The organism is Streptomyces sp. NPDC051561, from assembly GCF_044454195.1.
GTDB lineage: Bacteria > Actinomycetota > Actinomycetes > Streptomycetales > Streptomycetaceae > Streptomyces.
The window spans coordinates 425,760-446,061 of record NZ_JBITDM010000004.1 but is presented as its reverse complement, the minus strand read 5'-3'; the positions used below and the strand labels follow the sequence as shown (position 1 = coordinate 446,061).

The 20,302-nt window shown below is 71.0% G+C and carries 18 protein-coding genes and 1 tRNA gene; 12 read left to right on the top strand and 7 right to left on the bottom strand.

What is annotated here, in order from left to right:
- Nucleotides 1–56: 56 nt before the first annotated feature.
- Both ACIA73_RS13045 and ACIA73_RS13040 read right to left on the bottom strand, forming a co-directional pair.
- Nucleotides 57–2,270, bottom strand: a complete 2,214-nt coding sequence (locus ACIA73_RS13045; protein ID WP_399438496.1) for an FUSC family protein — start codon at nucleotides 2,268–2,270, stop codon at nucleotides 57–59.
- Nucleotides 2,267–3,376: a helix-turn-helix transcriptional regulator gene (locus tag ACIA73_RS13040; RefSeq protein WP_399438495.1), complete on the bottom strand. Its 1,110-nt coding sequence runs from the start codon at nucleotides 3,374–3,376 to the stop codon at nucleotides 2,267–2,269. The genes ACIA73_RS13045 and ACIA73_RS13040 overlap by 4 nt, the downstream gene beginning before the upstream one ends.
- Nucleotides 3,377–3,503: 127 nt before the next feature.
- On the opposite strand from ACIA73_RS13040, the gene ACIA73_RS13035 reads away from it, so the two are divergent.
- Entirely contained in the window at nucleotides 3,504–3,968 is a 465-nt protein-coding gene (locus tag ACIA73_RS13035; RefSeq protein ID WP_399438493.1) for a VOC family protein, read from the top strand.
- A 10-nt stretch (nucleotides 3,969–3,978) separates the two neighbouring features.
- Here the strand turns inward: ACIA73_RS13035 and ACIA73_RS13030 are convergent, their stop codons facing one another.
- Complete coding sequence (locus ACIA73_RS13030; RefSeq protein WP_399438492.1) at nucleotides 3,979–5,241, bottom strand: DUF2786 domain-containing protein; 1,263 nt, start codon at nucleotides 5,239–5,241, stop codon at nucleotides 3,979–3,981.
- A 106-nt stretch (nucleotides 5,242–5,347) separates the two neighbouring features.
- Nucleotides 5,348–6,187 carry a nitrilase-related carbon-nitrogen hydrolase gene (locus tag ACIA73_RS13025; protein ID WP_399438491.1) on the bottom strand — a complete coding sequence of 280 codons (840 nt, stop codon included), beginning with the start codon at nucleotides 6,185–6,187 and terminating at the stop codon, nucleotides 5,348–5,350.
- Between the two features lie 300 nt (nucleotides 6,188–6,487).
- On the opposite strand from ACIA73_RS13025, the gene ACIA73_RS13020 reads away from it, so the two are divergent.
- A complete protein-coding gene (locus tag ACIA73_RS13020; protein ID WP_399438490.1) occupies nucleotides 6,488–8,188 on the top strand; it encodes a bifunctional 3'-5' exonuclease/DNA polymerase in 1,701 nt (566 codons plus the stop codon).
- 201 nt (nucleotides 8,189–8,389) lie between these two features.
- On the opposite strand, the gene ACIA73_RS13015 is transcribed toward ACIA73_RS13020, so the two are convergent.
- Both ACIA73_RS13015 and ACIA73_RS13010 read right to left on the bottom strand, forming a co-directional pair.
- On the bottom strand, nucleotides 8,390–9,682 hold the full coding sequence (locus ACIA73_RS13015) for a hypothetical protein (protein WP_399438489.1): 1,293 nt from the start codon (nucleotides 9,680–9,682) through the stop codon (nucleotides 8,390–8,392).
- Nucleotides 9,683–9,792: 110 nt separating this feature from the next.
- The gene (locus ACIA73_RS13010; RefSeq protein WP_399438488.1) at nucleotides 9,793–10,305 is read right to left on the bottom strand and encodes a SigE family RNA polymerase sigma factor; all 513 of its coding nucleotides are present in this window, start codon (nucleotides 10,303–10,305) and stop codon (nucleotides 9,793–9,795) included.
- A gap of 155 nt (nucleotides 10,306–10,460) precedes the next feature.
- Between ACIA73_RS13010 and ACIA73_RS13005 the strand changes: the two genes are divergently transcribed.
- The 10 genes from ACIA73_RS13005 to ACIA73_RS12960 all read left to right on the top strand — a co-directional run bounded on the left by ACIA73_RS13005 (nucleotide 10,461) and on the right by ACIA73_RS12960 (nucleotide 20,031).
- Nucleotides 10,461–10,766, top strand: coding sequence for a DUF6479 family protein (locus ACIA73_RS13005; protein ID WP_399438487.1), 306 nt, complete (start codon nucleotides 10,461–10,463; stop codon nucleotides 10,764–10,766).
- 81 nt (nucleotides 10,767–10,847) lie between these two features.
- A complete protein-coding gene (locus ACIA73_RS13000) occupies nucleotides 10,848–11,369 on the top strand; it encodes a DNA starvation/stationary phase protection protein (protein WP_399438486.1) in 522 nt (173 codons plus the stop codon).
- A 104-nt stretch (nucleotides 11,370–11,473) separates the two neighbouring features.
- Nucleotides 11,474–12,103 (top strand): DsbA family protein, encoded by a 630-nt coding sequence (locus ACIA73_RS12995; protein WP_399438485.1) that lies wholly within the window; start codon nucleotides 11,474–11,476, stop codon nucleotides 12,101–12,103.
- A 64-nt stretch (nucleotides 12,104–12,167) separates the two neighbouring features.
- Complete coding sequence (locus ACIA73_RS12990) at nucleotides 12,168–12,773, top strand: GNAT family N-acetyltransferase (protein ID WP_399438484.1); 606 nt, start codon at nucleotides 12,168–12,170, stop codon at nucleotides 12,771–12,773.
- Between the two features lie 174 nt (nucleotides 12,774–12,947).
- Nucleotides 12,948–13,547, top strand: coding sequence for a chemotaxis protein CheB (locus tag ACIA73_RS12985; protein WP_399438483.1), 600 nt, complete (start codon nucleotides 12,948–12,950; stop codon nucleotides 13,545–13,547).
- 7 nt (nucleotides 13,548–13,554) lie between these two features.
- Nucleotides 13,555–15,420, top strand: a complete 1,866-nt coding sequence (locus tag ACIA73_RS12980) for a CheR family methyltransferase (RefSeq protein ID WP_399438482.1) — start codon at nucleotides 13,555–13,557, stop codon at nucleotides 15,418–15,420.
- Nucleotides 15,421–15,442: 22 nt separating this feature from the next.
- Nucleotides 15,443–16,300 carry an ANTAR domain-containing protein gene (locus ACIA73_RS12975; protein WP_399438481.1) on the top strand — a complete coding sequence of 286 codons (858 nt, stop codon included), beginning with the start codon at nucleotides 15,443–15,445 and terminating at the stop codon, nucleotides 16,298–16,300.
- 11 nt (nucleotides 16,301–16,311) lie between these two features.
- On the top strand, nucleotides 16,312–17,163 hold the full coding sequence (locus ACIA73_RS12970) for an ANTAR domain-containing protein (protein ID WP_399438480.1): 852 nt from the start codon (nucleotides 16,312–16,314) through the stop codon (nucleotides 17,161–17,163).
- Nucleotides 17,164–17,282: 119 nt separating this feature from the next.
- On the top strand, nucleotides 17,283–17,711 hold the full coding sequence (locus ACIA73_RS12965; protein ID WP_399438479.1) for a VOC family protein: 429 nt from the start codon (nucleotides 17,283–17,285) through the stop codon (nucleotides 17,709–17,711).
- A gap of 280 nt (nucleotides 17,712–17,991) precedes the next feature.
- A complete protein-coding gene (locus ACIA73_RS12960) occupies nucleotides 17,992–20,031 on the top strand; it encodes a collagenase (protein ID WP_399438478.1) in 2,040 nt (679 codons plus the stop codon).
- A 77-nt stretch (nucleotides 20,032–20,108) separates the two neighbouring features.
- Here the strand turns inward: ACIA73_RS12960 and ACIA73_RS12955 are convergent.
- A tRNA-Thr gene (locus ACIA73_RS12955) sits at nucleotides 20,109–20,182 on the bottom strand.
- Nucleotides 20,183–20,302: the final 120 nt, after the last annotated feature.

Below are 20,302 nucleotides of genomic sequence, written 5' to 3'. Positions count from 1 at the left end.
CGTCGTCGTGAGAACGGCTACGTCGTCGTGAGAACGGCTACGTCGTGGTGGAACGGCTACGTCGTGGTGAGGGCCGCGCTCCCCTTGGGGCGCGGCCCTTCCGAGTCAAGGGCGTCGGAGAGTTCGTCCAGGGCTTCGAGGAGGAGGCCGGCCCCCTTGCGTACGACCTTGTTGTCGCCGGTGGTGTCGCCCGTGTCCCACGCCTTCAGGGCTGCCCGGTAGGCGTCCCACTTGGGGGTGCGGCGCTCGCGGACCGCCTTGGCGGCGGCGTCGACATCCGTGCGCAGGGCTTCGGCGAGGGCTGCCGCGGCCGGGACCGGGTGGGTGTCGCGGGACGGGAGGTGGGCCTCCATCAGCATGGCGACGCGGGCGAGCTGGGCGAGTGCGTCCGGGGCTTCGTCGGCCGCGGAGCGGGAGAGACCGCGGTGGCGGACGGGTTCGTTGGCGGCCCGCTCCAGGGCGTCCTGCCAGGCGATACGGGACTGCCGGGTGGCCAGCAGGGTTTCGCGCACGGCGTCGCCGGGGGCGCCGGCCGGGTCGGCGTACCGCTGGAGGACGGCGGAGGCGTAACGCCCGTCGGCGACCAGCCAGTCGGCGAGGCGGGTGCGCAGGCGCGGGGTCTCCCAGGCCGGGTAGACGGCGTACGCGACCATCGCGAGGAGCCCGCCGGCCAGTGTGAGGACGATCCGCTCGGGCACCGTCTGAGTCCACTGGAGGCCGCCCATGCCGAGCAGGAAGACGACGTACGCGGCCACGCACACCTGGGTGACGGCGTAGCCGGTGCGCAGCAGCAGGAACATCAGGAAGGCGCAGCCGATGGCGATCGCGGCGGACAACCGGGTGTCCGGGTGGGTGAGTTGGACCAGTACGGAGGCGAGGGTGACGCCCAGGAGGGTGCCGCCGAAGCGGGCCACGGCACGCGAGTACGTCTGGGAGAAGTCGGGGCGCATCACCATGACCGCCGCCATCGGCGCCCAGTAGCCGTGGCCGAGCGGCAGTGACGCACCGACGGCGTAGCTGGTGGCGCTGACGGCCGAGACGCGCAGGGCGTGGCGGAGGACCGGGGAGTCGCGGCGGAGCTCGGCGCGCATGGCGCGCAGGGCGACCGGGACCAGTTCGAGCACGGTGGGGCGGTGCAGGTGGTCGTGGGGGTCGGCGCGGTGCTCCGGGTGCCGGGCGATCTTCCTGGCCGCCTTGCGGGCGGCTTCCTGGGCGACCCGGACGGCGGTCAGGTGCTGCGGGCTGTCGTCGGTTTCGGGGGTACGGCGCCGGGTGTTGGTGGTCCCGCTCCCCCGGGCGGTCTCCACCACGTCCCGCAGCAGGGTGATCAGCCGGGACTCGGCGCGGCGGGCGGGCCCGGTGAGGACGGCGCCCTCCCTGGGCACGGCGAGCACGGCGGTCGCGGCCGGGGACATGATGACCGGCTCGCCCTTGCGGACGGCGCGGGCGGCGGCGTCCAGGGTGGAGGCGGCGGCGGCCAGCAGCTCGCGCACCCGGTCCCGCTCCTCCCCCTCCGTCGGAACGCCCAGGGCCGGGTCGGCGAGCGAGGCCAGCACCGGCCTGATGCGCTCGGCGAGACCGCGGGTGCCGTGGAGTTCGGCGGGGCGGCGGCGGGCCTGGCGGGGGGTGACGGCGGCGGCGCTGCGGGCGTTCATCAGCGGCTCGGGGTCGAACGGGGCGATGGGGTCGTGGCGCAGCCTGCGGGCGTAGTCGGCCTCGGCGGCCAGCGCGTCGGCGAGGGCGTCTCGCTGGGCGCCCCAGCGGCGTACCGGAAGAAGCACGATCAGTGCCGCCTGCACGACACCACCGACCATGATCATCGCCGCGTGTCCGGCGGCGGCCGCGACGGAGGTCGGGAGGGTGACCGTGACCAGCATGATCGCCACGTTGGAGCTGGCGATCATCCCGGCGGTGGGGCCGATCGCCCAGGCCATTCCAGCCAGGAAGGTCCACAGGGCGAGGAGGGCGACGAAGAGGACCTCGTGCGAGCCGGTGAGGTAGCCGACGAAGGTCGTCACCGCGAGGGAGGCGCCGGAGGCCAGCGCGAGCACGGGCCGGGTGCGCCAGCTGCGCTGGAAGGTGGCGAGTGCCGCCTGGAACGCGCCGAACGCGGAGCTGGCGGCGACGGCGGGCCCGAAGAAGTACAGCGCACACCCGACGACCAGGGCGAGCCCGAGGGCGGCCCGGGCTGCGACCAGGGGTTCGAGCCGTTTGCGCTCGACGGTCAGACCGGAGCGGGCGGTGTCCTTCAGCGCCTGGAGCCAGCTCATGGGTTGAGGGTATCCCTGCGGGCACGAAGGGGATCAAAGGAGTCCTTTTCGACTGTCTCCTCGGTCGCCTGCGTCTGCCGTGGCTCCCCCGTCCGCTCCCTCTCCCCCGCCGGGCGCGCGCTGGACGCCAGCCGGTCGGCGAGGCCCAGGACGCGTTCACGCAGTTCGTCGGGGTGCTCGATGACGAAGGGGCGGTCCAGGGCGGCGAGCAGGGGCGGAAGCCAGTCCAGGCTCTCCACCCGTAGGCCGACTCGCAGCCAGCTGTCGGGGGCGGGAGCGGCCTCCGGGGCGGGAGCGACCTCCGGGGCTAGAGCCTCCAGGGTCGCCACACCGGCCGGAAGCCGGGTGCGGAGGTGTTCGACGGTGGTGTGGATGCGCAGACTCACCTCGTGCCGGTACCCGGCCGTGGCGAAGCCAGACAGGACGCGTTGCACCGGATCGAGGCCGTCCGGTGCCTCGAAGGTGCCGGTGAGGGTGCGCGCGGAGGCGATGCGATCGAGGCGGAAGGTCCGGTCCTCGCCGATGCCGGGATCACTGCCGGTGACGTACCAACGGCCCGAGTGGGCGACGACCCCGTAGGCGTGCAGCGGGCGTTCACTGCGGCGGCCCTCCCGGTCGGTGTACCGGATCGAGAGCGGGCGCCGATGGCGTACCGCGTCGGCCACCGTGAGCAGCACCTCGGCGTCCGGCTGCCCGGACCCACCGGGCGCGGTGGTGAAGGCGAGGGATTCCAGGAGGGAGTCGAGCCTGTGGGCCAGGCGGGCGGGCAGCACCCGGCGGATCTTTGCCGCCGCCGTCTCGCTCGCCGTGTCCGAGGTCGTCATCAACCCGGCCCTGCGCCCGGCGACCAGCCCGAGCAGTGCGGCGAGCGCCTCCTCGTCGGTGAGCATCAGGGGCGGCAGACGGAACCCGGGGCCGAGCCGGTAGCCGCCGTAGCGTCCCCGCACCGCTTGGACCGGCACGTCGAGGTCGATCAGCTGGTCGACGTAACGCCGCACGGTCCGTCCGTCGACGCCGAGCCGCTCGGCGAGTTCGGCGACCGTGCGGATACCTCCGGACTGCAGCAGCTCCAGCAGGGTCAGGACGCGCACGGTGGGTCGGGACATGTCCGGAGGCTAACGCGGATACCGGGCCGATTCTGTCCTCTATTGGTTCTAGCGTGCGTGGTGCAGGGGCTTCAGCTGGGGCTTTGCCCGCACTTCACCCCTCGCTCCACCCACCCGGGAGAACACCATGGACTTCGTTTCGATCCGCATCATCACCGGCGATGTCGCCCGCCTCGTCGCGTTCTACGAGAGGGCCACCGCGGTGGCGGCGGTCTGGGCGAACGGGGAATTCGCCGAACTGAGGACCTCCGGCGCCACCCTGGCCATCTCCGGCACCCGCACGGTCCCGCTGTTCGCACCGGGTTCCGCCCGCCCTGCGGACAACCGAAGCGTGATCATCGAGTTCCGCGTCGACGACGTGGACCGTGTGTACGCGAACCTGACAGGTTCCGGGACCGGCCCCGAGGCCGACGTCGCGATCGACTTCGTCAACGAGCCCACGACGATGCCCTGGGGCAACCGATCGCTGCTCTTCCGCGACCCCGACGGCAACCTCGTCAACTTCTTCACGCCGGTCACGGCGGATACGCCGGTCACACCGGTCATACCGTTCACGCCGATTACGGCAGCCACGGCGGTCACTTCGCGTTGAGGGCCGGCCGTCAGCCCCCCGGGCGAAGCCGCCCGCGTCCCTGTCGCGCCTGGGGCGTGGAGCCGGGCACCGACGCCCGGTCGGCCGCCGCCGTCCCGTGCTCCCAGCCCGCCAGGTCGTTCACCCCGCGCACCCGGGTGGAAGTGGTGCGCGGGAACATCTGCTCCGCCCGGTCCGTGACCGCCACGTCCCGCGCCGCCAGTACGGGCAACAGGTCGCCCCCCGCCCCCGCCTCCTCCACCACATGCTCGGTGGCCGCCGCGAGCCGGGTGCCGAGCCTGCTGGCGTAGGCGGTGAGGAAGGACTGCCGGAAGGACTTGGTCCGCTTGCGTCCGCCGGCCCGCTGGGCGGCCTCCGCACGGGTCATCGCGGCCGTCCCCTGCACCAGCAGCGAGGTGTACAGCAGCTCGACCGCTTCCAGATCGGCCTCGAAACCGACCACCGTGGAGAACCCGAACTCCCCGTTCCACACGGCCCGGCAGCGATTCGCCACGGCCACCGCGTCCAGCAGGATCGCCTTCGCCGTCTCGTACGGTGCGTCGACGCCGATCCGGCACGCGCCGGGGCCGCCCTGGGGGTGCCCCTGCGCGGCGAGTACCGCCTCGTCGATGCTGTACCGCGCCATCAGCTCCTGGGCCTTGGCGGTCAGCGCCTCCGCCTCCTCCGGGAATCCGGTCGCCTCCGCCTTGGCGAGCAGGGCACGGATCCGGGTGAGCATGCGCGGCTCACCGGCCGTCGCCTGCGTCTGCCGCCCCCTCCCCTTGCCTAGGGGGGCAAAGGCGCCAGGCACCGGTCCGACGGGCTCGATCCCGGGCAGCCGGATCAGCAGCCGCAGCAGCTCCAGTACCGCCGTGGCCAGCGCGAACCGGTCGGTCTGCTCGCGCCGGGCGAGCGCGTCGCCGTAATTCTCGTCCTTCTTCCACCAGACCCCCGGCCCCTCAGCGACCCCCAGTTCCCGGAGCTGGGCGCGCCAGCGCGGGGGTACGGAGGCCGGGGCGGGGAGCCCTCGGTGTTCGGCGGCGATCAGGTCGGTGAGCAGGCGCAGATGCAGTTCGTCGAGGTCGCGCCGTACGAGACGGGCCACATCGGCGGGCTGCCAGCCCCGGTCCCAGGCACGGCCCACGAACTCCGCCCCCCTGCGCAGCACTTCACGGCCCGCATCCGCCCAGGGCGCGGCGGCCAGCAGCGAGGCCCCGAGGTCGAGGCCGTCGTGGCCGGTGCCGTACAGGGCGGAAAATGCCTGGTCGGCGGCCGGGAAGGCGGGGTCGGACAACGGTTCTCCTCAATCGGACCGGAGCCCTCATCCTCCCTCAGCTGTCGCCGCCCTCGTCCTTCAGCTGCCCCGCCCTCGGCGGCCGGCCGCCCCCACCCCGGTCCGGTCAGCTGTCGCCGCCCTCGTCGATCAGCCGTCCCACCTCACGCGCCACCATCCCCAGCCTGGCCTCCGCGACCAGCGGGACCGAGCGGCGCTGGCGGCGGGCCTCGTGGACCGAGAGGTCGGCGGTGACCAGGGCGGACTCCCATCGGGGGGCCTGGGCGACGACCATGCCGCGCGGGTCGACCACCCGGGAGCCGCCCCAGAAGGAGGCGCCGTTCTCGCTGCCGACGCGGTTCACGAAGACGACCCAGCACTGGAGCATGCGGGCGGTGTACGAGAGGAGGCTGTCCCAGTAGAGGCCGGTGTCCATGGCCTCGGGATCGAGGGAGGCGGCACTGTTCGCGGGCACGACGACGACCTCGGCGCCGTCCTGGACGGCGATCCACGGGAGGACCGGCTGCCAGGCGTCGTTGCAGATCAAGGTGGCGGCCCGGCCGCGCCCGCCAGGCAGGTCGTAGGCGCGCAGCGACTGGCCGGGGCTGACGTGCTTGCGCTCCTCCCAGGCCAGGTAGTTGGGGAGGTAGAGCTTGCGGTGGGCGTGCAGCAGGGAGCCTGCCGCGTAGTAGGCGGAGGTGTTGTACGCCCGCATGCTGGTGTACTCGTGGAAGCCGACGACCACGTCCGCGCCGAGGGTGCTGAGCTCCATCAGGCGGGGGTCGCGGGACTCGACGGAGGTGTCCTCTCTGAGGGCGCCCAGGTGGTAGCCGTGCAGGCTGAGCTCGGGGAAGACGACCAGGTCGGCGCCCTGGGCGACGGCCTGTCTGATCTGGTCCCGGGCCATTTCCAGGTTCGCCTCGACATCGCCGAGGACGCAGTCGGTCTGTGCCAGTGCCACTCGCATGCGTTCGAGCCTGCCAGCGGGCCGCCCGGTCGGCATCCCGGGCGGGGCGAGCGGCCGGGTGGGGCGGGTGGGGGCTGGGTACGGCCCCGGGTGGCGTCTGTGCGACCACTGCGGTGCGCGTGCCCTGCGGCGTACGCGATCCCGGCGCCCACACCCGTCGGCACCCGCCGGCACCCGCCGGCACCCGTCGGCACCCGCCGGCACCCGTCGGCACCCGTCGGTACCGGCCGCACCGCCGACCGGGCCCCGCCCCACTCGCCCTCCGGCCCGTTGTCAGTGGTGGCTGCCACACTCGCACCCATGAACGACCGGTGGGCCATCGCCTCGACGGAGGGCGGCGGAGCGCTGCTGGCTCCCCTCACCCGGGACGGCCGCCCCGCCGGTGAGGTGCGCCGTGAACCGGACCTCGCCCAGGCGGTCCGCTCCCGCCCCGAGGTGGGCCGCTGGGTCTGGCGCTCGACCGCTGAGATCTACCCCCGGCTGCTCGCCGCCGGGGTCCGGGTCGAGCGGTGTTACGACATCGAGGACGCCGAGCTCCTCCTGCTGGGCCACGCGGGCCGCTGGGGCGAACCCCGCTCGGCAGCGGCGGCGTACGCCCGTCTCCACAGCCTCCCCGTCCCGCCCGATCCCCCGCAGCGCGCCGCCGAACCCGGCTCCCAGTCCTCCCTCTTCGAGCCACAGCCCGTTCACCTCCCCTTCGAAGCCCTGCTGGAGGTCTATGAGGATCAGGTCGTACGGCACGATGCGGCCGGACACCCGGGCAGGATGCGCCTGCTGACCGCCGCCGAGTCCGCCGGCATGCTCGTCGCCGCCGAGATGAACCGGTCCGGTCTGCCCTGGCGTGCGGACGTCCACCGCGCCGTGCTCGACGAACTGCTCGGCGAGCGGTACGCCGGTGGCGGCGATCCGCGCCGGATGGCGGAGCTGGCGGACCGGGTCTCGGAGGCGTTCGGCCGCCGGGTGCGCCCCGAGCTGCCCGCCGACGTCATCAAGGCGTTCGCCCAGGCCGGGATCAAGGTGAAGTCGACCCGGCGGTGGGAGCTGGAGGAGATCGACCACCCCGCCGTCGAACCCCTCATCGCGTACAAGAAGCTCTACCGCATCCAGACCGCGCACGGCTGGGGCTGGCTCCAGGACTGGGTGCGCGACGGCCGTTTCCGCCCCGAGTACCTGCCGGGCGGCACGGTCACCGGCCGCTGGGTGACCAATGGCGGCGGTGCCCTCCAGATCCCCAAGGTGATCCGGCGCGCCGTGATCGCCGACCCGGGCTGGCGGCTGGTGGTGGCCGACGCCGACCAGATGGAGCCGCGCGTCCTCGCGGCGATCTCGCGCGACCCCGGGCTGATGGACGTCGCGGGCCGACCCGGCGACCTCTACAAATCCGTCTCCGACCGCGCCTTCTCCGGCGACCGCGACGCCGCCAAGATCGCCGTCCTCGGCGCGATATACGGCCAGACCTCCGGCGACGGCCTCAAGAACCTCGCCGCCATGCGCCGAAGATTCCCGCTAGCGGTGGCGTACGTGGACGACGCGGCCCGCGCGGGCGAGGAGGGCCGCCTCGTACGGACCTGGCTGGGACGCACCTGCCCGCCGGCGCCGCAGTCCGGGGACGACGAGGGGGAAGCGGGGCTGCCACAAGCCCCGGTGGACTCGGAACTCCGCTCCGGTGACGGCGAGTTCACCCCCGGCTACGCCTCCCGCGACCTGCGCGCCCGGGGCCGCTTCACCCGCAACTTCGTCGTCCAGGGCAGTGCGGCCGACTGGGCGCTGGTGATGCTGGCCGCACTGCGTCAGTCCCTGCACTCATCCGGAATGAAGGCGGAGCTGGTCTTCTTCCAGCACGACGAGGTGATCGTCCACTGCCCGGCCCCGGAAGCGGAAGCGGTCGCCGCCGCCATCCGCACAGCCGGCGAACTGGCCGGCCGCCTGACCTTCGGCGAAACCCCCACCCACTTCCCCTTCACCATCGCCACAGTCGAGTGCTACGCAGACGCCAAATAACCCTCAGCGCGCCGACCTGGCCGGAACCAGCCCTCCCCGCGTTACCTCCGCCCGCTTGGGCGGCGGGGCCGCCCCTCCCCGCGTCACCCTCGCCCGCTTGGGCGGCGGGCCCCCCGGGGGGGGGCGGAACGGGCGGGCAAGGGGGCGGCCCCCGACGGAGTCGCACCCACCCTGTCCCGGCCCACCCCGACCCCGTACCCCCTACTTCCACCAATCCCCACTGGTGGCCATCACCTTGAGCTGCTCCACCGAAAGCACCGGCCGCCCCCGAGTAGCCCCCTCATGCTGACTCCCCGAGTTGAACGCCGACACCGCCACCCGCCTTCCATCCGGCGCGATCACATCCACATTGAGCACCACGATCCCCGCGACCCCCTTCTCCCCCGAAGTCTCGGACACCACCAGCCGCCCGCCATCCGGAAGATCCGTCACCGAGTCCCCCTTCCCCGCCAGCTCATCGGCCACATCCCCCATCCCCGTCTGGACGTTGACCTGCACCATGCTCGCCCCCTTGCCGTCGTCGACGACCAAGGACGCGTACCCCTGCTGACCGCTCTTCCCGCTCACCTTGAGCCCCTTGGGCAACAGCGACACCAGCGTCCCCATGGTCTTCTCCTCGCTGGGCTCGTCCGGCTTCTCGCCCCCCGTGGTGCCGTTGTCCGGAAGCGAGGCCGCCGCCGTCCGCCAGGTCTGGTGCGTCACCAGGGACTTCAGACGGTCGGGGCTGAGCGGCGGCTGGACACGACTGGCCGGGGCGCCCTTCTCGGCGGGCGAGTTCGACTCGCTCACATCGATGACGTACCCCTCAGGCGTGAGCATCGTCGCCCGCCAGGACTTCGCCTTCTCGGCCGGGTTCGAGGACACGTACCCCTGAAGGACCATGAAGGAGCCCCCGTCCATGAGTTCGTCGGTCCGGCACGTGTCGTAGCGCACATGCGTCCTGGCCGGGCAGGTGACGAGGTTGCGGGCGTTGCTGCTGCCGGGATCCTCGCGCCACATGCCGAGCGAGATCGCCGCCTTGCCCCTGCCGTCGTCAAGGACGCCGGACACCATCGGATTGCCGGACAGCAGCTCCTCGGGGGTGGAACCGCGCGCCTGGATCTCTCCGAGTGCGCCGCGTTCACCGACCGACTGCAATCGGGTACGGAAGTTGTTGATCATCCAGTCCCGGGTGATCTGCCCGGCGCCCGTGGCGGACGGCTCCGCCACCTCGCTCGGGGCGGACGAGGATGCCGCTCCCTTCGGCGCCGGCCCGGCCACCTGCCCCGTACCCCCGCCGGACCCGGGCCCTCCGCCCAGCAGTCCTCCTGCCCACGCACCCCCGACACCCACCAGCGCCAGGGCGGCGACGCTGCCGGTCACCGCACCCATCCGCCTGCGCCGCAGAGCCCGCCGCCCACGGTCGCGCCCCCCGTCGACCAGCTGCCGCTGATCGGCGGTGAAGGTATCGCCGGTACGCCGCAGCGCCGGGCCGAGCTCATCCTCGAAAGGCATGCGAAACCACCCCTGGTCATTGATCGAAATTCCCGGAAATCCTGAAACCGCCTACGGCCACCTACGACCACCGCAACCGCCACAACCTCACGACGAGCCCCCACCGCCCCTCAGCCCGACGTCAACTCCACCAAGCTCCCGCCCAGTTGCTCCCGCAGCTTGGCCAGCGCCCGTACCGACCTGGTCCGCACCGCGGCCGAGCTCACCCGCAGCGTCCCGGCGGTCTCCTCGATGCTCCGGTCCTCCCAGTACCGCAGCACGATCACCGCCCGGTCCTTCGGCGTGAGCCGGCCCAGCGCTTGGAGCAGCGTCACCCGCAGTTCGGCGTCGGGGCCCACAACCCCTTCCCCCTCCGGGAGTTCACCGACGGGGCGCTCCATCGCCGCGCGCCGCCGCCGCTGAGTGAGGAAGGTACGGACGAGGACGGTCTGGGCGTACGCCGCCGGGTTGTCGATCCGCTCGATGCGGCCCCACAGGGCGTACATCCGGCCGAGCGTCTCCTGCGTGAGGTCCTCGGCGAGATAGGTGTCGCCGCCGGTCAGCAGGCACGCCGACCGGAAGAGCTGGCCACTTCTCGCGTTGGCGAACTCCAGGTACGCCTCGTCGCGCCCACCACCGGGCATACGCCCCCTCCCCCTCGGCACCGGCCCCCCGAGCCACGCCCGTACCGCCGACACCTCACTGCCTGACACCTCGCTGCCCGACACTTCACCGACGCGATGGCCCCCGTGAAATGTTTCACCCGCATCCCCAGTAACTCGCGGGGTACTCGGCACGCATGCACGCACACAGCATCGAACACGCCGAAATGGAACTGGCCGCCTCCCGCGACCTGATGGTGGGCATCGCGCCCTTCCTGATCGGGCTCGCCCTGGTGGCCATCCTCATCGGCGCCGTGTGGCTGGGTATCCGGGTCAAGAATCGGGAGCCCGCCGCACCCCGCCCGGAGGAACAGCCCCGGGCGCCGGAACGCGACCATCCGCCCGGCGAGATACGGGAGACCCGCGAGCCGGACGAGGTCCCCCAGGACGGCGTCCGCCGCACCCCGCACCAGCTGGGCGGCCCCGGCAACTCGGGCACCTGAGCGCTCGCGCACGCCCGACAAGCGCGAGCACCCACACTCACCGTCGCAACACCCATCCCCACAAGAGGAGGACACCTCACCATGACCACCACCCCCCTCAACCCCACCTCCACCTCTTCCACCACCTCCCCCGCCCCCACCATCCAGGGCACCCTCCCGGAGACCGCCCGCCAGGTCACCGGCTTCGCCCTGCAAGGCGCCCTGGTCGACCTGGTGGACCTCTCGCTGCTCGCCAAGCAGGCCCACTGGACAATCGTCGGCCCGCGCTTCCGCTCGCTCCACCTACAGCTGGACGAGATCGTCGACACGGCCCGCGCCTACGCGGACACCGTCGCCGAGCGCGCTTCCGCGATCGGCGTCGCCCCGGACGGACGGGCCTCCACGGTGGGCCGCAGCTCCGAACTGCCGCAGCCCCCGAGCGGCTGGCTGGCCGACGACGACGTGGTGAAACTGCTGGTCGAGGCGCTGGGCGGCACCATCCTGCGGATGCGTGAGCGCATCGCCGCCACCGACAAGCCCGACCCGGTGACCCAGGACATCTTCATCTCGCTGACCGCCGAGCTGGAGAAGCACCGCTGGATGTTCCAGGCCGAGAACCACTGACCAGCGCATCCCGGAACCTGTGACGCCTCGACCGACCCCTGCTGGAGATGCGCGGCCCGCCCCCCTGTGAGTACCTGGGAGGGACGGAAAAGGAGCCCGCGCCCATGTCGCAGCCGGAGTCACAGACGTCACAGCAGCCCCTGGCACCCGCCCGCACCACAGGCGAGTCCGGCCTCGTCGTCCCGTACGGCGAGTCCGGCCCGCTTCCGGTGCTGGCCGTGTACGAGGACTTCCGCTGCCCGTACTGCGCGGCCCTGGAGCAGGCCTCGGGCGCCACGATCCGTCGCTACGCGGACGAGGGCCGGCTGCGCCTGGAGTACCACTTCGCCGCGTTCCTGGACGGAATGCTCGGCGGCCAGGGTTCCGTCATGGCGCTGAGCGCGGCGGGCGCCGCCGTCAACGAGTCCAGCCAGGACTTCAAGAACCTGCACGAGGCCCTGTACGCGCAGCAGCCCGACGAGAGCGTCGACTCCTACGGCAGCCCGGCGGTGCTGCTGCGCGTCGCCGAGTCCGTCGGCGTCACCGCCCCCGACTTCCGCGAGGCCGTGAGCGCAGGGACGTACGCCCCGTGGGCCGTCGCCGTCGCGGACGCCTTCGGCCGGAGCGGCGTACGCGGCACCCCCACCCTCCGCCTCGACGGAGCATCGATCCACGGCCTCGACCGCACCGGGCGGCCGCTCCCCGCCCGCCGGCTCGCCGCCCAGCTCGACGCGGCGCTCGCCGGCGCGGCGTAACCCCTCGGCCGACCGCCCCCGGCAAGCTGTTCCCCAACCCGCCCCGCACTGTCACGCTGTGGACATGGCAGCAGTGGCAGAGGTGTTCTTCCGTCGGCTGAGCAGGTGGCAGGCCGACCAACAGCGGGAATCCGTCGCGGACTTGTACGAAGCGACGTACCGCGACCACATCGAAGGGACCGCGCCCCCTTCACCCCACCCGTACGATCCGGCCTTCCACGACCGGCGCGCCTTCCTGACCCGCTTCGCCGACGACGTACAGCGCCCCGGCTTCGACATGCTGATCGCGACCACCGGCACCGTCCTGGTCGGCTGCATCTACGGTTACCTCCCCGACCGCCAGGGCGGCTGGTGGTACGGACGCCACGACATCGCCCCGCGGGAGATCGGCCAACTCCCCGACTCCGGCAAGCTGTTCACCATCGCCGAGCTGATGGTCGCGCCGACCCACCGCCGCCGCAACATCGCCGGCCGCCTCCAGGAGCGTCTGCTCGTCCGCGTCGACGCCGACCGCGTGACCACGCTCATCGAGTCCTCCAACACCGCCGCGAAGGCCGCCTACGCGGCCTGGTCCTGGAACCACGACGACACCCTCCCCGCCGCCCAAGGCCGCCCCGAACTCGAAGTCTGGAGCCAGTGGCTCCCCTCCGCCGCCCTGGAGAACCACTGACCCCGAAGCCCGGTTCAGCACCCGGCCGGCGGTTGAGCGCCGGCGGCACAGCACGCCGTACGCCGACGTCGGCAGGAAATGGTCCCCGATGGGTCCTACCCACACCGGCCGCTTGAGGGACAGGGCCTGCTGCCGTACCTGACCCGACCGTCCCTGGTCCGATACGCTCGACCGATGACCGCAGGTGAACAACCGGATGAGGATTACGCAGTACTGGCTGTCGCCTCGTCCGCAGGCGGCATCAATGGTCTGACGGTGCTCCTCCACGACCTCAGCCCGGAATTCCCCGTTCCGGTGCTGGTGGTGCAGCATCTCGACCCACACCACAGGACCGTCATCGCCGAGGTCCTCTCCCGCCGCACCCGGCTGCCCGTCAAGCTGGCCGAACACGGCGTCCTCGCACAGCCCGGGACGGTCTATGTGGCGCCGCCCGACCACCATCTGCTGGTCGACCCCGGCGGCGTGCTGGCCCTCTCCAAAAGTGAGCAGGTCCACTTTCTGCGGCCCTGTGCCGACCTGCTCTTCGAGTCCGTCGCGGGCACCTACGGCGCGCGGGGCCTCGTCTGTGTCCTCACCGGTACGGGCAGCGACGGCGCGCGGGGAGTGGACGCCGTGAAGTCCCGCGGCGGTACCGTCATCGCCCAGGACCCCGAGACAGCCGAATTCAAGGGCATGCCCGAGTCGGCGGTGGGTACGGGGTCGGTCGACTTCGTGCTACCTCTGGAGGAGATCGCAGCAGCGGTGCGCGGTCTCGTCGAAACGAAGAGGTACTGAAAGTCCGATGAGTGGACCCCAGGACGACGCAGTGGACGAGGAGCTTGAGGCTCTGCTTGGCTTCCTCCGGGATGCCCGTGGGTTCGACTTCACCGGATACAAGCGATCCTCGCTCGGCCGACGGATCCGCAAGCGCATGTCCGATGTCGACGTCCTCTCGTACGCGGACTACCGCGACCGTCTGGAAACCAGTTCCGACGAGTTCGGCGCGCTCTTCAACACCATTCTGATCAATGTGACGTCGATGTTCCGCGACCCGGACGCCTGGACGTTCCTCCAGCGGGAAGTCGTACCCGAACTGCTCGCCGAGAGCAGGCCCGAGGATGAGATCCGGGTGTGGAGCGCGGGCTGCTCCAGCGGCGAGGAGGCGTACTCGCTCGCCATGATGTTCGCGGAGGCCCTCGGCATCGAGGAGACCCTGAACCGGATCAAGATCTACGCCACTGACGTCGACGAGGAGGCGCTGCGGGACGCACGGTCCGGCCTGTACTCCGCCAGGTCCCTGGAAGCGCTCTCCCCCGAACTGCGCGAGAAGTACTTCGAGCAGAACGGCGCCCAGTACAGCTTCCGCCCCGACCTGCGCCGCAGGGTCATCTTCGGCCGCCACGACATCACCCGGGACGCCCCGATCTCCCGGCTCGACCTGCTGGTCTGCCGCAACACCCTGATGTACTTCAATGTCGAGGCGCAGACCCATATCGTCGACCGGTACCACTTCGCACTGCGCGAGGGCGGATTCCTGTTCCTCGGCAAGGCCGAGATGCTGCTGAACGACGCGGAGCGGTTCGACGTGGCCAGCATGCGCCAACGCGTGTTCCGGCGCAGGCCCGGCGGCTCCAGCCCCCCGTACCACCCCGCCCCCCTGAAGATCCGGCCCGGCGCCAACCTCGAACTCCACTCCGCGGCACGCTCCCGCCAACTGCGCGATCTCCTGCTGGACGCCGCCCCGACCTCCTCGATCGCCCTGGACGACGACGGAACCGTCGCCATGGTCAACAGCCAGGCGCGGGTGCAGTTCGGGCTGACCACGAACGACATCGGCCGCCCCTTCCAGGACCTGGAGATCTCCTACCGGCCCGTCGAGCTGCGCTCGCTGATCGAGCAGTCCAACCACGAGCGCCGCACGCTGCGGGTCAACAGCGTGGAGCGCAGGACCGGCGAGGACCTCCAGGTCTTCGACATCCTCATCCAGCCACTGATGGGTCCCAACGGCCTGCTGGTCGCCACCAACATCACCTTCACCGACGTCACGGTGACCACACAGCTGAAGACCGAGGTCAAACAGATCCGGGAGGACCTGGAGACCGCGTACGAGGAACTCCAGTCCACCAACGAGGAGCTGGAGACCACGAACGAGGAACTCCAGTCGAGCATCGAGGAACTGGAAACGACCAACGAGGAACTCCAGTCCACCAACGAGGAGTTGGAGACGACCAACGAGGAACTCCAGTCCGGCAACGAGGAACTGGAGACCATGAACGAGGAGCTGCGCATCCGCACCGACGAGCTGGGCGAGACACGCGCCTTCCTGGAAGGCGTCGTGAGCAGCATCGCGGCGGGAGTGGTGGTCCTGGACAGCGATCTCAAGGTCAAGAGCTGGAACCGGGGCGCGGTGGAACTGTGGGGCCTGCGTGCCGACGAGGTGATGGACAAACCCTTCCTGGAGCTCGACTTCGGCCTTCCCACCGACGACCTGCGGCCCTACATCCAGCAGTGCCTGGATTCCGGAGAGGCCACGGAACCGACCAGCGTCCCAGCGGTCAACCGCATCGGCAGGACCGTGACCTGCAACGTCCTCTGTTCGCCCTTCCAGGGGCACAACCGTGGTGTGGTCCTCACGATGGAGGAAGGCCGAACAGGGGACGCGGGGTAATCAACGCCCGTACGCTGAACCCATGAAGCCTGTGGAGAACCGCTCCACTTGGGCGGCGACGGCTTGGGGCCGCGCCACCCGAGCTCATGAGCGTTCGCGTCGCGAAGCCGCCACAGCCGAACAGAACGAAGTGATCGCCGCGAAGACCGGATCCTCGGTCCACCTCCGGCTCGCCGAGACACACCGCCGCATGGCGGCCTGCCACCTCTCGACCGCGATACTCCAGGAGTCCTACGCCCGGCGGGCCGCCAGCTGGGCGGCCGAGGACGGTGGCAGTCCGCGGTTCATGAGCGGCGTCGCGGAGGCCTGCGGCACTTCCAGTGCCACCCTCGCCCTGTTGGGTTCCGATCACACCCAACTGGCCTTCGCAGCCTCCGACACCCCCTCACAGACCGCCCAGGACCTTGAGTTCATTCTCGGCGAGGGGCCTTGCAAGGACGCCGCCGAACAGCAGCGCCCGGTCCATCTCTCGGGCCCCGAGATGGTGGCCCGCTGGCCGGGGTACGGCCCCGCGCTCAGAGCACTGGGCATCGGCGAGGTCGCCGCCGTACCCCTGCAGACGGCCGACCTGCCGGAGGCGTGCCTGGGGGCCCTGGCCGCCTTCGACCCCCGCCCCGGCCTGGTGGAGTCCGGGGCGCTCACTGCCATCGGCGGTGCACTGGCACGCACCGTACTGCTCGACCCGGACGCCGATCCGACGCTGTACGGGGGGATCGACCACCGGGACAACGTCAATCAGGCGGCGGGCGTCACCTCCGTACAGGCCGGCTGTTCCATCGCCGACGCGCTCGCACTCATCAAAGCCCGTGCCTTCTCCGAGGGGGTGTCCCTGAAGCAGCTGGCCAAGGCCATCAATTCCGGACAACTGAAAATCGCCTGAGGGGAATCTTCATGGATACGCCGCAGCAGCGGGTGGCGGACGCGCTGGTGGCACTGGTCGGCGTCGGTGAGTCGACCGAATCCTTCGACAGCGCCGAACTGCTCTCGAAGCTCGCCGACCACACCTCCTCCGTGGTCGGCGCCGACGCCTGCGGAGTCGTACTGCCACCCGCACCCGAACAGAAACCCCGGACGAGGCCGAGGAACGGCAAGTCCGCGACCTCCTCCCGGCCCGCCGGTGAGCCATCCCGGAAACCTGCTGGTGAGACCGCCCCGCAACCTGCCCAGCGGACCGCCCCGGCGCAGGACGCCGCCCGCGTGATCAGCTCTCACCCCGGGCTGCGACAGCTGGAGGAGGAAGCCGGCCGGCAGGCCGACAGCCCGGCCCACGCCTGCCTGCGCAGTGGGCAGGCCCTGCCCGACGTCCCCCTGGACGGAGAGACCGCGCGGGCGACCTGGCCGCGCTATGCCGCGCGGGCGAGGGAGGCCGGGTTCACCCGGACCGCCGTCCTGCTGCTGCCCGGGGAGCACGAACCGCTCGGCGCCCTCGTGCTGCTCAGCACCGGTGACACCGCACTGCCCCCACAGGCACTCGACCTCGGCCGGTCGCTGGCCGAGGTGACCGCGCACTCACTGCTCCGCGCGGCGGAAATCCGCCGAAGCCACGCACACGTCGCCCAGTTGGAACACGCGCTGACCAGCCGCGTCACCATCGAACAGGCCAAAGGCGTGCTCGCCACCCGCCTCGCGGTACCGATGGACACGGCCTTCAACCTCCTGCGCGGCCACGCGCGCACCCACGGCCGCCTACTGAACGAGATCGCCCACGAAGTCATCGAGGGAAGCCTCACCATCGAACGCTGACCGGGCCTCCACCCTCACCTCATCCCCCACCTGCCCCCTCGCCCGCACCCCGCCCCCACCTCAGAGCCTGGGCCCAAACCCCATTGACAGGGCGTCAACCCCCGTCCGACAGTCGCCCCATGACGCTGCCCATCACACCTTCCTCACTGCCCGTCCCCACCTTCCGCGTAAAGGCTTTCGACCACCTCGTCCTCAACGTCACCGACGTCGAGCGCTCCCTGGCCTTCTACACGGGCCCCCTCGGCCTCGAACCCGTCCGCGTCGAGGAGTGGCGAGCCGGCAAGGTCCCCTTCCCCTCCGTCCGCATCACGCCCTCCACCATCATCGACCTCTTCAGCCGCCCCCGCGGCGAGTCCAACGTCGACCACATCTGCCTCACCGTCGACCCCCTGGACTGGCAACAGGTCATTGAATCCGGCCGGTTCACCGTCCTGGACGGCCCCGTCCCCCGCTTCGGCGCCCGCGGCGACGCCCAGTCCCTCTACATCCAGGACCCCGACGGCAACACCGTCGAGCTCCGCTGGTACCCCCAGGACCTCCCCAACTAGCCCTCACCCCACCACCGGGGCGGCCCACCTTCCAGGGGCCGCCCCACCCATCACCCGCCCGCTCCACCACCGGTGCACCTGGCCCGAAGCCCGACCCGGCCTGCACCGCAACTCCCTTATTCCAGACGCCCCTTGGCGCACCATCAGCCGCATCTGACGCACGCAACCCTCTTTCACTGCCATGTGAACTGTGAAATTGTACGGTCACACTTTCGCGAGCCGGACCGGCTCAGGAATGCCCAACTCCCCTGTGCCCCAACGGTTCGCACCCCCCACCGCCGTGCCCCACGCACGGCCGCTGACCGGCCTGGAGGCCATCGCCATGCGCAAACCCCCCACCCTCCGGAACTTCTCCCGCCTGCTGATACCCACCGTCACCGCCGCCGGCCTGGGACTCACCCTGCTCGCCCCCACCGGAGCCGCGGCCCCGGCCCCGGTCGACGCCGGTGCGCCCAAGCCCGTACAGAGATCAGCCTTCGCGCCACAGCCGCACCTCGCCCCCCAGCCCGCCACCGCCACGGTGCTTGCCGCCGATCTCGCACCGGGACACGCCACCACCCCCACACGTCCGGGCGTAACGGCTTCCAGCCCCGCGCAGAACCCCCCACGCCCCGCACCCCAGAACGCCGCGGCCCGCAAGCAGGCCCTCGCCGAGGAGAAGGCCGCCGCGGAGTGCGACGTCAGTGACTTCACCTCGAAGACCGGCGCCGCCCTGGTCGACCAGATCAAGAAGTCGGAAGCCGGCTGCGTCAACACGCTGTTCCAGGTGACCGGCGGCGACGCCAAGGCCATCTTCCGCGAGGAACAAATGGTCACGGTGGCAAACGCCCTGCGAGACGTCTCGGCCAACTACCCCGGCGACAACAGCACCTTCGCCGCCCAGTTGGTGCTCTTCCTGCGGGCCGGCTACTTCGTGCAGTACTACCAGCCGGACACCGTCGGCGAGTACGGCCCGGCACTGAAGAGCGCCATCCAGGGCGCCCTGGACAGCTTCTTCGCCTCGTCACACGCCTACGACGTCACCGAAGCCAACGGCCAGACGCTGGCCGAGGCGGTCATCCTCATCGACAGCTCCGGCGAGAACATCCGCTTCCTCCACGTGGTCAAGCGCATGCTGAAGGACTACGACGCGTCGTACGACGCGTTCTACTGGATGGTCGCGGCCGTCAACAACACCTACACCGTGCTCTTCCGCGGCCACCAACTGCCCGACTTCGCGGCAGCGGTGAAGGCCGACCCGAGCGTCCTCACCGGCCTGCGCGACTTCGCCGTCGCCCACGACGCCCTCCTCGGCACCGACAAGTCCTACCTGGTCAGTAACGCCGGCCTGGAACTCGGCCGATTCCTGCAGCACGACGACCTCAGGAACACCGTCAAACCACTGGTCAAGGAACTGCTCGCGCGCAGCCGGATCACCGGGCGGACCGCACCGCTCTGGATCTCCCTCGCCGGCATGACCGACGCGTTCGACAAGGCGAACTGTGCCGAGTACGGCACCTGCGACCTGCAGAACCGGGTGCGGGACGCCGTACTGACGGTTCGGCACTCCTGCGGGCCCGGCGCGAAGATCCTCGGCCAGCAGCTGACCGCGGCCGAACTTGCGGCCACCTGCGAAAGCGTCCTCAAGCAGGATCCGGTCTTCCACAACGTCGTCAAGGACCCCGGCCCGGTCAAGGACGACAACAACACCACTATCGAGATCGTCGCCTTCAACTCCAGCAACGACTACCGCACCTACGCCGGAGTCGTCTTCGGCATCGACACCAACAACGGCGGCATGTACCTGGAGGGCGACCCGGCCGCCCAGGGCAACCAGCCGCGCTTCATCGCCTACGAACAGCCGGGCGACGGCGGCGCGTTCCAGATCTGGAACCTCAACCACGAGTACACCCACTACCTCGACGGCCGCTACAACATGCACGGCGACTTCGCCGCCGGCCAGACCACCGCGACCGTGATGTGGGTCGAGGGCTTCGCCGAGTACCTCTCCTACTCCTACCGGGACGTCCCCTACACCCGCGCCATCGAAGAAGCCGGCAAGAAGACCTACACCCTCAGCCAGCTCTTCACCAACACCTACTCCAACTCCGACTCCACCCGCGTCTACCAGTGGGGCTACCTGGCCGTCCGCTACCTGCTCCAGTCACACCCGAACGACGTGGCCACCCTGCTCGGCCACTACCGCGCGGGCGAGTACGAGGCAGCCCAGACCTTCCTCACCCACACCATCGCCACCCGCTACGACACCGACTTCGCCAACTGGCTGACCAACTGCTCCACCGGCGACTGCGGCACCCTCCCCACCCTCACCACCGGCTGACCGCCCCCGGCCCACCCCTCCACCCCCGGACATGAAAAAGCCCCAGGTCACGGCGAGTGAGTCCTGGGGCTGATCCGAGCCGCCTTCGGGATTCGAACCCGAGACCTACGCATTACGAGTGCGTTGCTCTGGCCAACTGAGCTAAGGCGGCGCCGCTGCGGTCACACCATGGTGCGATCAGCAGCGTGGACAAGTCTACACAGTTTCGAGGGGTGGTTCGCACACCCCTCGGGTGGGGGACTTGCCGCAGGTCAGGGGGTGGGGGGTGGGG